Source organism: Corynebacterium sp. S7, assembly GCF_054401105.1.
The window spans coordinates 101,846-113,785 of sequence record NZ_CM136760.1 but is presented as its reverse complement, the minus strand read 5'-3'; the positions used below and the strand labels follow the sequence as shown (position 1 = coordinate 113,785).

Genomic DNA, 11,940 nt, shown 5'->3' with positions numbered 1-11,940 from the left:
GAGCTCAGAGATTGAAAAAGTTAGGACTCATCGGCGGCACCGGACCCGAATCAACGGTGATTTATTACAAACGCATCATCGAAGGTGTCCAGGCTGCCACGGGCCCTGACAACCTCGCGCCCCTGAACATCGAATCGCTTAGCGCGTTCGAAGTATTTAAATACGCAGGTCAGAGGGATTGGGACGGCCTGACCGAATACTTGCTCGCGGGCATTAAAAACCTGCAGGCCGCGGGTGCCGAGGTCGCAAGCCTGACTGCAAACACGCCTCACGTCGTCTTCGACCGGCTCGAAGCCACCTCTCCCCTGCCGCTGATTAGCTCAATCACGTCCACGCGGCGCGAAATCCGCGCGCGTGGTGTGCACAATGTTGTACTGCTCGGCACCGAGTTCACCATGCGGGAGGACTTTCTTTCAGGACCGCTTCGCGAAGACGGCCTCAACGTCATCCTCCCGAACGATTCCGAAATCACATACATCCAGGACAAGATTGCCTCGGAACTCGAACTCGGCATAGTCAAAGACGACACCCGCCAGGGCTTCGTGGACATCATTGCGCGCCTTGTTGCCGAGGAGGGCGCCGAGCTGGTCATACTCGGTTGCACGGAACTGCCTTTGCTTCTCGACGATTCCACGTCCCCGATCCCGACGTTGGACACGATGGATCCGCATGTTGAAGATTTGGTGCAGGTCGTGCTGGGGTAGGCCCCTTATTTGGGTAATGACCCATTAGCTTTTGCGCACATCGAGTTTCTATGGCTTGATTATTTGCGATGGAAACTGAACAAACGGGTGCCCAGGGCACTCCTCATCAAAGTCCTTGGGACAGCTTCCGAGCCAGTTTTACTTCGCATCGGGGCGCTTGGATTGCGGGCATTGCGTTGCTTCTTGTGCTTGCAATTGCTACAACGCTTGTAGTTGGCTTCCGCCCTACGTCCGACGACGGAGCCACCTCCCGCTGGCAAGGGCGCAATTCTCGGTGAAGCGGCCCAAACGATAGCTTGGCGTGGCTTTCTGGTTCTCTCGCCGCCACCGCCCTCGGAATTGTCCCTGCGGTCGGTTGTGCATTCGGTACCGTTGCCGATCTTCGAGACTTCGTATTCAACGCCATTCGTCGTGACTGGGTCAGTGCTTCTTTCAATTCCTTGCGTCTTGGAAAGATGGCGAGAAATTCATAGAAGAAAGTTTGCGCAAGAGGAATAAGTCGGTAGAAACTCAAATAGTCTTTAAAACCGACGTGTGCGAGCTCCACTGTAATTCCAATAACCGAGTCATCGATGTGTTAGCAGATGGGGTCGCACACGAGTCGAAGGTCGGTTACGTGACTTTAACTCCGGGGATTGAAAGGCAGATCAGATCAGATGCCTTTCTGATTAAGAATGGGCATATCGATCAGGCCCACTGGCACTTCCTACCAAGCGAAACCACTAGCCAGGTGGGGGCCTCCCAGCAAGTACTTGACTTACTCGAAGAACTTGGGATTCCTTACACAAACCATGTGCCAAAGCTCTGATATCGAAGTGTGGTTAAACAGCTCTAGGATCATGTGTCTGCTCCATCCAAGCAAGTACGTCGTAAATCCGAATCAATGACACGCTAATTGGCAGACCTGCAGCTGACCTCAAACCCTCCAATTTCTCTTCAATTGAAGGATCATTTTGCAGTGTGAGCTGAAGGGGCCTCATGTAGCGATCTTTCACATCTGCAAGCTTCGTGACTTTCTTATCCCAAATTGTGTAGATATGCGGGAGTTTCCGAGCGATGAGCTTAGAAGCAGTAACTACTTCGACATCGTCGATCTCCCGCAGCTTCTTATCAAGCACAAATGGTGCCCAAGCATCGTCTGAAAGGTCTTTGGTCTTACCCTGATAGTCCGTCACGCTCGGGGGAATGTCACTTAGCTTGGAGTAAGGAGCGCACGCTTCGACGGCTTTCTTGAGCCAACCGTTTAAGTCGTCATTGCGAAGGTACAAGATTTCAGCAACGGATTTCGCTTCAAACTTGATACTCAAGCACTGAACTGCGGCGATATCGTCTGCTGTAAATCGTGTCGGGTTCTCAATTTCTACAGAATCGAAGTTCCACGGGTCATAGAATGCTCCGGCGTACCAATTTGAGGTTTCAGAATGAGCTTCTGGTTCCAGTCGGGCCCGATAATAAGACCGTAGATATTTTATCGCCTGCGATTTTTCGTCTAGAAGTTGCTCTCTTGTGCCGTCCAAGCAACGTGGGAGCCGAACCGATTGATCCTGCATATTGGGCCTTTCTTTCTCATCTCCCTTTGAAAAACACTTTTGATTCAGACGTGTGCAGCGACCAAGGACTCGTCGTAAAGCAAATGCACCCTAAGTCACGACCGAGTAGAACTCCCACACAGCCCGACGCACCGCCGGGCTGTAAATGTCGTCGGGGAATTGATCGCCAAGTTCTTTGATGCGCTTGGTCAACTGACGGCGTTTGAGGTTCGGCACGTCATTTTTTAATACCCGGTAGTCGCTTTCGGCGGCCTCGAGGATGTTGAGCATGACGGCATCGCGGAAAGTCGGTGCAATGTGGCCATTGAGCACATCGGCCAACCGCCAGCGCAGCGCCTTTTCCGGCTCAGGATCCACCACTCGGAATACTGCGGGAACCATGCCAAGCCACTTCTTCTCGGTGAATTCGACGAACCCTTCGCGGGCGAAGTTTTTGCCTATGACTTCCTTGGGTTTAAACCACTCAGAATCAACCACGGCATTCACGGTGGGAGGCCTCTTCTTTTCCCCGAGAGTGTCCAACGCCCACTGTAAAACAGGGTGGTCTGCCTGGGAATTAACAATCTGGACCTTGTCGCGCTTTCCCAGACCGACAGAAATGAGCGAAGCAGACATGAGGTCGAAAAGGATCGCTGCCGATAATGATTCATTTTGAAAGTCGACACCCGATTCGGAACGACCTTCGTCGTTGACCTGCAGCAGGAAAAGTTCTTCGCAGACAAGCATGGGTGCCTCCTCATTGGCATCGCTGTCACTGAGCCTTATGCACCTATATTAGCTGCTCGTGGACTCCACCCATTTTGTATGCAAAATATCCAGTCCAATAACCCCAGCCAAAATCGCCAAATGTTGGTTGGCGTCAAGGCCACGAGAAAACTTCAGGCGATAAGTGATCTTCCCGCCGAGGTAGCGCTTGAATCCGTCCCAGCTCATATCCACAGTGGCCAGCTTCTGCGAACCCGACTCGGCAACGAATTCTCGCTCCCAGAATTTGCCGCTGAGCACAATATCGGGATAGCCATCCATTATGAGCAGGAACGTAGCTTTCGTCATCGCCCGCGATTGCTCGATTGTCACATGGGATTCTTCCTGCCCAGGCAAGTACACCTCATAGTGTTCCTTGATGAGCCGCGGAAAGGCTTTCATGCCGAAAACCGGTTCCGTGTGGTTCCCCGCGCTATCAACGCCCATCACCATGAAGGTGCGCGCTCGTCGTAAAGCATCTTTGAGCTTGGACAACTCCTCCACAAACCCAACGGGCGTGCCTTGAAAATCGGCGATGGAGTACTCAGTCGTGATTGAAGCCTTAGTCTTGTTGATTTCCAGTTCATCCAGGGCGAGGATCTCGGGGACCATAAGGTCAACTTTACTGCTCAGGGGAACAAAAAGAAGGGCGACCAGCCCCTATTGGGTTGGTCGCCATCAGTTAGAAGTTTTGCTTATTTAGCTTCGAGTAGCTCCGTGATCTCCTCGTGGCCCACGCCCTGCATCTGCGGGAAGTAGCTGAGGAGGAACTCCTCAAGGCCTGCAGTGTCGGTCAGCGGGAAAATCCCAGATACGTACTGGTCAGGGCGCACAACCACCACGACGCCCTCGCGGGAGATCTCGCGGCTTTCGAAAATATCGGAAGTCGCGGTCACTCCGAAGGAGTTCTCCACGTTGGTCAGGCCGAAAATACCCACGGCTGGCTTGAACGCGGCTGGCACCTGCGAGATGTCAAAGGAGGTAAACGGCGCTTGGTAGATCACCTTCGCGTCCACCAGCGTCGGGTCGAGCTTCTCCTCGGCCCACGAAGCCCAACGATCCAGGTCAGAGGTGCCGTCCTGCAACGCGTCGGCGCCCGCGAAGACGTAGGCGCGCACGCGGCCGTCGGCAGTTGCCTGATGTCCAAGATGCGTTTCGACGAGGTCACAAACCCGGCCCACCATGGCGGACTTGAAGCGACGGCCAATTGGGTAACCCTTCGCAAGGTCCTGATGTGTACCATCCGCGGTGATCGAGGAAGGCTCGTAGTGGGTCATGTAGCCCGCGTTGAACTCGGAGTTCGCGCGGTAGAAGTCCTCCAAGTCCTGCGCGCTGCCCATTTCGCTGGACGGCTTAGCCATCAGCGAGGACCAGTTCTTGTCGTACTCAATGAGCTTGTAGGCAATGTCTTCGCGCTCCTCGGCGTAGGTCTGCAGCAGCTCGCGCGGGCTGTTTCCGCTGGCCACGTGACCTAGCTTCCAGCCCAGGTTGAAGCCATCTTGCATAGACACGTTCATGCCCTGGCCAGCCTTCGCGGAGTGCGTGTGGCAGGCGTCGCCAGCGATGAAGATGCGTGGGTGCTCGCCGGTGGTCGTATCGGAGACGCGGTCGTCGAAATGATCGGCAACGCGGTGGCCCACCTCGTAGATGGAGTTCCACACCACGTTCTTCACGTCCACGGTGTACGGCGCCAAGATCTCGTTAGCGGTATCAATGACGTCCTGCAGCGGAGTCGAGCGCACTGCCCTGCTGCCGTCGTCGGGAACTTCGCCCAGGTCAACGTAGAGACGGAAGAGGTAGCCTCCCTCGCGTGGGATAAGCAAAATGGTGCGGCCGGAGTCAGACTTGATGGTGCACTTCTTGCGCACATCCGGGAAGTCGGTGTTCGCGTGGATGTCCATCACGCCCCAGGCATGGTTCGCCTGCTTGCCCTGGAGGCGGTAGCCCAGCGACTTGCGCACCTGGCTGCGTGCACCGTCGGCACCAACCAAGTACTTGGTGCGTACCGTAACTTCTTTGCCTTCCTTGGGGCCAGTGGTTCGTCGCAAGGTGACGGTGACTGGATACTCGATATTATCCGCATCGTCTGCCACCTCGAAGTCGACGAACTCGTAGCCGTAATCCGGCTCCATGCGCGTCGGTGCGTTCTTCATGAAGCGGTTGAAGTGGTCGATGATGCGGGTCTGGGTCAGAAGCGCCATCGGGAATTCACTGATGTGCTTGGGCAGCTCAGGAGTGCTGCTGTCGCGAATGATCTGGCTCGGGTTGCTTGGGTCCGGCTTCCAAAAAGCCATGTCGGTGATTTCGTGGGCCTCGGCGAGGATCTCGTGTGCGAAGCCGAATGCCTGGAAGGTTTCGATGGTGCGGGAGTGCACGCCATCGGCGTTCGCGAGCTCTAGACGACGATCGCTGCGCTCCACAAGGCGGGTGACTACATTCGGGAAGCGAGACAGCTGTGCAGCCGCGATGGTGCCGGCCGGGCCTGCGCCGACAACCATTACGTCCATGACCTCTGGGAGATCGTCGGGGCGATTGATTCCGGCGCCCTCCGCGCGCATTTCCATTGGGTCGCCGGTTGCGTATCCGTCGTAGTGAAACTGCATTGTTCGAGTCCTTTCAGGTGTGGTTCCTTGGAGTACCCCGAAATGTAGTTCAGATCACATAATTAGCGATAGTGTGACCGGCTAAATCGTCCGCCTCGGACAATTTCATGTCTGTTTGGGGATAAAACTGTACGTTTTAACCCTGCAGGCGTTGTTTTTGTGCTTCCTTGCGCCACTGCAGCGGGGTCACACCGTGCCTCTCCCGGAAGGTGCGACTGAAATGGCTGGGAGAAGCAAAACCAAAACGTTTGCCGATATCCCCCACCGAGAGCAGGTCCTGTTCCGGTGTGGACAGCGCATTCTTCGCAAAACCCAACCGCCTGTTCAGCACGTAGCGGCCCACAGTGGTACCCGCCTCGGAGAAGATTCGGCTAAGTTGGCGCTCACTGATCCCCACGGCGGCGGCTACCTGACCCGGCGAGAGTCCGCGGTCGCCGATATTGAGCTCAATGTGGTTCTTCGCAGCGGAGATCAAGCCTTCCTCGCTGCTCAAATCGTCGCCAAGCACATTGCGAATCAGCCCGATCGCCTCGTCCTCGAGGCCTCCCCACGGCCGTGGCTCTGAATAATCGACGTGCTGCATCTGGCCGCCCTCGATGCGGGCCAGGGACTCTTTGACCAAGCGGGCGAGCGCCTGTTCTCCGGGATTTCCGGTGGCGCCAAACTCGAAAACTGCAGGAAGTTCAGGGCCCTTCGGCCCAACAATCTCACGGTAGCGCTGCTTCGGAATGGTAAGAACGAGCTCCCGAAAGCGGTTATTAAAACCCCTGAGGAAGGGTCGGTCGGCATCATAAACAATGGCCTGACCAGGACGTAGTGAAATATGCCCGGCGCGATGGAAGAAAAACGCATCGCCCTCGGTGGCGAAGAAGATCGCGACGACACCAGTGGGATTGTCGGCGATGAAGCTCTCGGAACGCTCGACAATCTGCGAGGTGCCAAACACGCTGGCCATCCGCACCGAGGGAAGGTACAGGTTCGTCTCGGACGCCTGCAGCGGTCGCTCGTCGATAGTGCGAATATCGAGCGGGATCAGCGCTTTCGCGTTGTGTCCTTCCCACATTTGCACGCGGTTGTCCGGGACGATTCCGTGCGTGCTGAACCGCAGGAACGTCGGCTGTTGCTGGGGTGCTTGCTCGTTCATGGTGCTCACCACAATAGAGTGTGGGGGCCGTGAAGTCACTACCCTGACAAGGTCCTAGGGACTTCTTCATTCCTATACTCTGAGCGCATGATGAACAATCTCCCCCTCGCTGGGCGCACTGCCCTAGTTACCGGGGTAAGTCGGCGCCGTGGCATTGGATTTGCAGTAGCACGCCGACTTGCGTCGATGGGTGCGTCCGTAGTCATCCACCACCACCGCGCTCACGACCAAGCTCAACCATGGGGCGCTGACGATATTCGATCCCTCAAGAACGAACTTCACGATTTCCTAGTCGACGGTGCTACCTTGCACGACCTCCCGGGAGATTTCACCGACCCAAATGTTCCGAGGCAACTCATTCGGGTTGCAACGGAACTCGCTGGCCCGCTCGACATCCTTGTCTGCAATCAAGCTCTGTCCGGCAGCGACGGAACTCTGTCCGAGATTACTGCTGCTCAACTCGATTTACATTGGTCAATTAATGCGCGCGCAACGATCTTGCTTACTCAAGCATTTTCGCAGCTTCACGACGATACACGCGCCGGTGGCCGGGTGATCTGGATGACTTCAGGCCAAGAATTAGGGCCGATGCCCGGTGAAGTTGCATACGCTGCTTCGAAAGCTGCTCTGGCGGGCTTAATTAAGACTGTCGCCGACGAGCTCATCAACAAAGGCATCGTGCTCAACGCGGTCAATCCTGGGCCCGTGAACACCGGCTATCTGGATCCGGGCGTCCTGTTCGGTGAGCAGAGAATCGCCGAATCGACTGCCCAGTTTCCCGGTAACCAATTCGGCAGCCCTGATGACCCCGCACGACTCATCGCCTGGCTTGTCAGCGATGAAGGCCGCTGGGTCGTCGGCCAAGTTTTGAACACCGAAGGCGGATTTCGACGTTAGCGAAAGGCAATTTCCGCTATCCTCGTGGCAGCACCGCATCCCGGTTGCTGGGCGCTTCCGGTTTTCCGGGGTGTTCCCGATTGAACAAATGCGGATCGCTGTGGCACGGCTCCACGGAGCCAACGGGGTTCAAGTCCCCTCTCCACTAAATAGGGTTGTCGCTGTCCGGAATCATCCGGTTGCAGCCAGTGGCTCGGCCCGAACCCATGCCCGTAGGTACGGGGGACGCACCGATGCTCCGCTAATTCCGGCCCGGTCAGTGGCTTCCCTCCAATACATCTAGAGGTAATCACATGGCTTTGTTTCGTTCTCGAGCAAATACTCCCGGGTGGGCGAAGTACGCCCCTTTGGCGGACGGCGAGTCATGGCAACCTGCGTCACTGCGCTCACCAGTTGAACAGGCGGGCCATGCCGTATTGCGTCAACGCGATGGAAAAATCACCCGCCTGAGCAAGCGCGAGATCGCACGTCCTGGTGACCGCTTCCTGCAAGTTGATCTTCGGCGTCGCCTAATCCAGATGCACCCGCAAACAATCCCGACCGCCGAAGGCATGACGGTGACCCTTACCTTGGCCTTTGCAGCGCGCACGGTCGATCCCATGAAGTTCACCACCAAAGCACAGGGCCCCGACGAAGAAATCTATCTTGCTGCGCAGATTGCCCTTCGTGAACTTGTCATGGAGCAAACGTTGGATTCGTTCGTCGGCACGCGTCTTGATCTTGACTCCGTACTTGCTGCCGCGCAGTCGGCGGCCGCGCTGGTTGGTGCGGAGGTCAATGCCGCCTTTCTGAAGGATGTCAGTCTGCCTGCAAGCTATTCCGCGGCGCTACAGGATGCTGTAGTTGCCAAGGTGAATTCCGAGACAGACCTGGAACGCGCCCGCAATGAGGTGAAAACTACGCGCGCTCGCCTGGCAAGCGCGAAGGTTCTCGAGCAGAATCCTGTCTTGGCCAAGATCCGGATGCTGGAAGCGTTGCCACCCGGATCGACGATTGAAATTCGAGGAGATCAGTCATGAACCCCGCCCTGCTCACGCTAGATCGCTTGGTTATCTCCCAGACCAAGTCGTTTTTCGTCGACGAGTTTTCCATCTCCGACGAAAACGGCTCACCAGTAGGCACCGTCGTACAATCCACCGAGCTCAAAGACTTTTTCATGGGCTCCCGCGGACTCACCGTGGCGGCCACAGATATCGATGGCAACTCTACTGAGCCCGTTTTGATCATCCAAGATCCGCCAAATTTCGTCTTCGATACCTATGAGGTCTACCTCCCCCATGAAGAAGAGCCCTTGGCAGTGATTACCCAGAAGTTTTCCTTCCTGAAAACTCGTTTGTCGCTGACCATGTCTGGATTTCCCGACGTTGAAATCAACGGAAACTTCTGGGACCTCGACTTTTCCATCACCTCCGAAGGCCAACCCCTCGCTCGGGTGACCACTGGTTGGACCGGACTGAGCAATTACATGTTCGGCAAAAACACTTACTTGCTCTCCATTCGCCCCGGCCTTGACCCGCGTCAGCACGCAGCTCTCCTCGGTGCCACGATGAGTCTGGACATGCTGCGCACGAAGAAGCAGGACGATTAGTTCTTGGCTCAGCCCCCTGAGCTCAACATCTAAGGGCTACTTCAAGATTTAACTCTTGCAAAAGCTCAATACTTAAATATGGTTCTTCACATGAAGAGTGATGAGCATCAGTTTACTAACGCGAGTTCCGTTCACTGAGCCGAGCAAGGTATTTCGAGACTGGATGAGGTGAACTCATGACTTCGCCAATTTCTGAAGAGCGATTTCCTGCTGCAGAAATTCTCGCAGATGAGCTTGATGCCCGCGGTTGGTCGCAAGCTGATTTTACCGATGTCCTAGAAAGCCCCGTCCAATTTGTCTCAGAAATAATCTCTGGACAAAGGGAGATTACGGAAGAATCGGCAGCTCGGATCGGGGCTGCCCTTGGAACCTCTGCGCAATTCTGGCTCAACTTCCAGGATTCTTAGTTTTGCCGGGTGCCTCTTAATACCGACACTTCAACTCAGCGTCAGACTCCACCGCTGCCTACCCCCTAATATCTCTCCGCGACAGAACCACAGCCGACACCGCGATCAGCACCAGGGACAGCCCCCACAGTAGCGCCAGGCCACCCCAATCGAATCCGTTGATCAGCGGCGTATTTCTGTACGCCCAGTCGTAGGCGGACAGGTACTTCAGCCACTCGAAATTCGTGCTCATATTGCCCAGCGCATTAAACACATAGCCCAAAACGGCCACCGCCGCGCCCGCGCCGATCGCCCACGTGCGCCTGCCAGTCACCGCGCCAGCGGCCAGCGCCGCGGACCCGATCAAGAGGCCAAGGCCTACCCAGGCTAAGACTTCGGCGAGCAAGTGGGAAGTAACAATCCCCAGCTCAGATGGCGAATTCAGCACGGAAATCCCGACGAAAGCAACCACGCCAAGAATTGCTAGCTTTACGACGAGTGCTCCCGCGATCTCCAACGCGTACTGCACCCTTCCCACCGCGTGAGCCAGGGTGAGCTCAAGTTGCCCGGATTCCTCCTTGCCCGCGATCATGGACGCTCCCCAGGAAATCGCAGCTATCGAAACAAACACGAAACCCACAAGTCCAAAGAATGTTGCCTGCGTGTAGCCTTGCCCGGTTGCGATCTGGTTGTACCCCAGCACCTGCACAAGTTCATTTGGCAAAGACTGAACCAATTGCGTCAGCTGAGGCGTATTCATCGAAGGATAAATCGGCAAATATAAAAACAACACAGCGATAATGCCAATGCTCCACGCCAGAAGCGCGCGCCAACCAGCCGCAATATCACCGGTGAAAATCGGTAGCGTTTTCATCGCCCGGTCTCCTTGTTCTCGTAGAGATTCAGAATCGATTCCTCTAGATCCGGTTCCTCAATGGACAAATTCACCACATGGAATCCCGCCAACGCCTTAATCACGGGGTCTACCTCGCCTTTGAGCGCCGCGCTCATGCTGACCAAGTCCCCGGTTGTGCGAGCCACATTCACCTTCGACAGTTCCGGCAGCGCCTCCAAACGAGCCTTCGTTTCAGCAACGCTGGCACCACCTAGGATCGCACGAACATGCGACACGCTGGCCAAACGCAACGAGGTCACATCGTTATGCGCAACAATCTTGCCGTGCGCAAGCACCGCGACTTCATCCGCCGCGTGTTGAATCTCGCTCAAAATGTGCGAACTCAGAAGCACCGTCTGCCCGTTATTTTGCGCCTCGCGCACAAGGGCGAGAAACTCCCGCTGCATCAGTGGGTCAAGGCCGCTGGTGGGCTCGTCGAGAATTAGCAGCTCAGGGCGATGCATAAATGCCTGAATCAGCCCGATCTTCTGTTTATTTCCCTTCGACAGCGCCCGAACGGGTCGCGCAAGGTCGACGTCAAGACGCTTCGCAAGCTTTTCGACGAATGCCTGGTCCACCGGTCCACTAATTCTTTCCAGTTGGCGCAGCAGCTTTTTACCGGTCACTCGCTCATCGAGCTTCAGCTCGCCCGGCAGGTAACCAATGCGACGCCGCAGTTCCGGACCTGCATCTTTCGGCGCGGTACCAAGGACGCTCAGCGTTCCTCCTGAGGGGCGCAGAATATCCAGGAGGATCCGCAGAATTGTAGTTTTTCCTGCACCATTTGGCCCAACGAGGCCATAGATAGAGCCTTGCTCCACCGCCAAGTTAATCCCGTTGACAGCAACGTGATTTCCAAAGCGTTTCTGCAGGTCAGTTGCACTAATTACGGTGGCCATGGCGGGCCTTTCGTGAGTACCTGTTTTACCTCTCTAATGCTACTCCCGTGGGTTCAGTCCAAATGTAAAGATTTCTGACTACTTGCCCACGGCCTTAGTCACAAGCTCGGTCATTTTCGCCTTCACCTGATCGTTGATCTCGGTGATGGCGTAGTTTGTGGGCCACATATCGCCCTCGTCCAGTTGTGCGCCTTCGTTGAATCCTAGGGTGGAATAGCGGTAGCCAAATTTGCTGCTTCCCTGCAGGAATACCACCACTCCTTCCTCATCCTCGTAAGCTGGCATACCGTACCGGGTGCGCGGTGCTAGGTCGGGGGCAACTTCCGTCATGATCTGGTGCAATGCCACCGCGATTTCTTTGTCACCTGCGGGCAGTTCTTCAATCGCAGCCTCGAGAGCTTCTAGATTCTTCGCTTTCTTATTCCCGCCCTTTTGGGCACGCAGTTCTTCGGCACGCGCCTTCATCGCGTCGCGCTCGGCTTGGCTAAATCCAGTTTCTTCACTCATCTTTTTGCTCCTTTGGTTCTTGG

At 55.8% G+C, this 11,940-nt stretch carries 13 protein-coding genes; 5 read left to right on the top strand and 8 right to left on the bottom strand.

The window, feature by feature from the left end; all coding sequences use genetic code 11:
• The first annotated feature begins 11 nt into the window (after positions 1 to 11).
• Positions 12 to 704, top strand: a complete 693-nt coding sequence (locus ACXZ66_RS00590; protein WP_458749728.1) for an aspartate/glutamate racemase family protein — start codon at positions 12 to 14, stop codon at positions 702 to 704.
• Positions 705 to 1,525: 821 nt separating this feature from the next.
• On the opposite strand, the gene ACXZ66_RS00585 is transcribed toward ACXZ66_RS00590, so the two are convergent.
• The 5 genes from ACXZ66_RS00585 to ACXZ66_RS00565 form a co-directional block, all read right to left on the bottom strand.
• Entirely contained in the window at positions 1,526 to 2,221 is a 696-nt protein-coding gene (locus ACXZ66_RS00585; RefSeq protein WP_458749726.1) for a DUF6308 family protein, read from the bottom strand.
• Between the two features lie 123 nt (positions 2,222 to 2,344).
• On the bottom strand, positions 2,345 to 2,980 hold the full coding sequence (locus tag ACXZ66_RS00580) for a GOLPH3/VPS74 family protein (protein ID WP_458749725.1): 636 nt from the start codon (positions 2,978 to 2,980) through the stop codon (positions 2,345 to 2,347).
• 48 nt (positions 2,981 to 3,028) lie between these two features.
• The gene (locus ACXZ66_RS00575; RefSeq protein WP_458749724.1) at positions 3,029 to 3,610 is read right to left on the bottom strand and encodes an LURP-one-related/scramblase family protein; all 582 of its coding nucleotides are present in this window, start codon (positions 3,608 to 3,610) and stop codon (positions 3,029 to 3,031) included.
• 83 nt (positions 3,611 to 3,693) lie between these two features.
• Positions 3,694 to 5,601 carry an FAD-dependent monooxygenase gene (locus tag ACXZ66_RS00570; protein ID WP_458749723.1) on the bottom strand — a complete coding sequence of 636 codons (1,908 nt, stop codon included), beginning with the start codon at positions 5,599 to 5,601 and terminating at the stop codon, positions 3,694 to 3,696.
• Positions 5,602 to 5,737: 136 nt separating this feature from the next.
• Positions 5,738 to 6,745, bottom strand: coding sequence for a helix-turn-helix domain-containing protein (locus ACXZ66_RS00565; RefSeq protein WP_458751412.1), 1,008 nt, complete (start codon positions 6,743 to 6,745; stop codon positions 5,738 to 5,740).
• An 87-nt stretch (positions 6,746 to 6,832) separates the two neighbouring features.
• Here ACXZ66_RS00565 and ACXZ66_RS00560 point away from each other — a divergent pair, with 87 nt between their 5' ends.
• From ACXZ66_RS00560 to ACXZ66_RS00545, 4 genes are all read left to right on the top strand, one after another.
• Entirely contained in the window at positions 6,833 to 7,642 is an 810-nt protein-coding gene (locus ACXZ66_RS00560) for an SDR family oxidoreductase (protein WP_458749721.1), read from the top strand.
• Positions 7,643 to 7,935: 293 nt separating this feature from the next.
• Positions 7,936 to 8,661 carry an SPFH domain-containing protein gene (locus tag ACXZ66_RS00555; RefSeq protein ID WP_458749720.1) on the top strand — a complete coding sequence of 242 codons (726 nt, stop codon included), beginning with the start codon at positions 7,936 to 7,938 and terminating at the stop codon, positions 8,659 to 8,661.
• Entirely contained in the window at positions 8,658 to 9,230 is a 573-nt protein-coding gene (locus tag ACXZ66_RS00550; RefSeq protein ID WP_458749719.1) for an LURP-one-related/scramblase family protein, read from the top strand. The genes ACXZ66_RS00555 and ACXZ66_RS00550 overlap by 4 nt, the downstream gene beginning before the upstream one ends.
• Before the next feature lie 176 nt (positions 9,231 to 9,406).
• Positions 9,407 to 9,637 carry a helix-turn-helix transcriptional regulator gene (locus ACXZ66_RS00545; RefSeq protein WP_458749717.1) on the top strand — a complete coding sequence of 77 codons (231 nt, stop codon included), beginning with the start codon at positions 9,407 to 9,409 and terminating at the stop codon, positions 9,635 to 9,637.
• A gap of 58 nt (positions 9,638 to 9,695) precedes the next feature.
• Here the strand turns inward: ACXZ66_RS00545 and ACXZ66_RS00540 are convergent, their stop codons facing one another.
• From ACXZ66_RS00540 to ACXZ66_RS00530, 3 genes are all read right to left on the bottom strand, one after another.
• The gene (locus tag ACXZ66_RS00540) at positions 9,696 to 10,490 is read right to left on the bottom strand and encodes an ABC transporter permease subunit (protein ID WP_458749715.1); all 795 of its coding nucleotides are present in this window, start codon (positions 10,488 to 10,490) and stop codon (positions 9,696 to 9,698) included.
• Complete coding sequence (locus tag ACXZ66_RS00535) at positions 10,487 to 11,410, bottom strand: ABC transporter ATP-binding protein (RefSeq protein WP_458749713.1); 924 nt, start codon at positions 11,408 to 11,410, stop codon at positions 10,487 to 10,489. The genes ACXZ66_RS00540 and ACXZ66_RS00535 overlap by 4 nt, the downstream gene beginning before the upstream one ends.
• Before the next feature lie 78 nt (positions 11,411 to 11,488).
• Positions 11,489 to 11,917, bottom strand: coding sequence for a hypothetical protein (locus ACXZ66_RS00530; protein ID WP_458749712.1), 429 nt, complete (start codon positions 11,915 to 11,917; stop codon positions 11,489 to 11,491).
• Positions 11,918 to 11,940 lie beyond the last annotated feature (23 nt).

Coding starts and splice junctions, on each gene's coding strand:
- ACXZ66_RS00575 (WP_458749724.1), bottom strand. CDS start 3,610: ATGGTCCCCGAGATCCTCGCCCTGGATGAACTGGAAATCAACAAGACT.
- ACXZ66_RS00540 (WP_458749715.1), bottom strand. CDS start 10,490: ATGAAAACGCTACCGATTTTCACCGGTGATATTGCGGCTGGTTGGCGC.
- ACXZ66_RS00565 (WP_458751412.1), bottom strand. CDS start 6,745: ATGAACGAGCAAGCACCCCAGCAACAGCCGACGTTCCTGCGGTTCAGC.
- ACXZ66_RS00560 (WP_458749721.1), top strand. CDS start 6,833: ATGATGAACAATCTCCCCCTCGCTGGGCGCACTGCCCTAGTTACCGGG.
- ACXZ66_RS00530 (WP_458749712.1), bottom strand. CDS start 11,917: ATGAGTGAAGAAACTGGATTTAGCCAAGCCGAGCGCGACGCGATGAAG.
- ACXZ66_RS00580 (WP_458749725.1), bottom strand. CDS start 2,980: ATGCTTGTCTGCGAAGAACTTTTCCTGCTGCAGGTCAACGACGAAGGT.
- ACXZ66_RS00550 (WP_458749719.1), top strand. CDS start 8,658: ATGAACCCCGCCCTGCTCACGCTAGATCGCTTGGTTATCTCCCAGACC.
- ACXZ66_RS00545 (WP_458749717.1), top strand. CDS start 9,407: ATGACTTCGCCAATTTCTGAAGAGCGATTTCCTGCTGCAGAAATTCTC.
- ACXZ66_RS00555 (WP_458749720.1), top strand. CDS start 7,936: ATGGCTTTGTTTCGTTCTCGAGCAAATACTCCCGGGTGGGCGAAGTAC.
- ACXZ66_RS00570 (WP_458749723.1), bottom strand. CDS start 5,601: ATGCAGTTTCACTACGACGGATACGCAACCGGCGACCCAATGGAAATG.
- ACXZ66_RS00535 (WP_458749713.1), bottom strand. CDS start 11,410: ATGGCCACCGTAATTAGTGCAACTGACCTGCAGAAACGCTTTGGAAAT.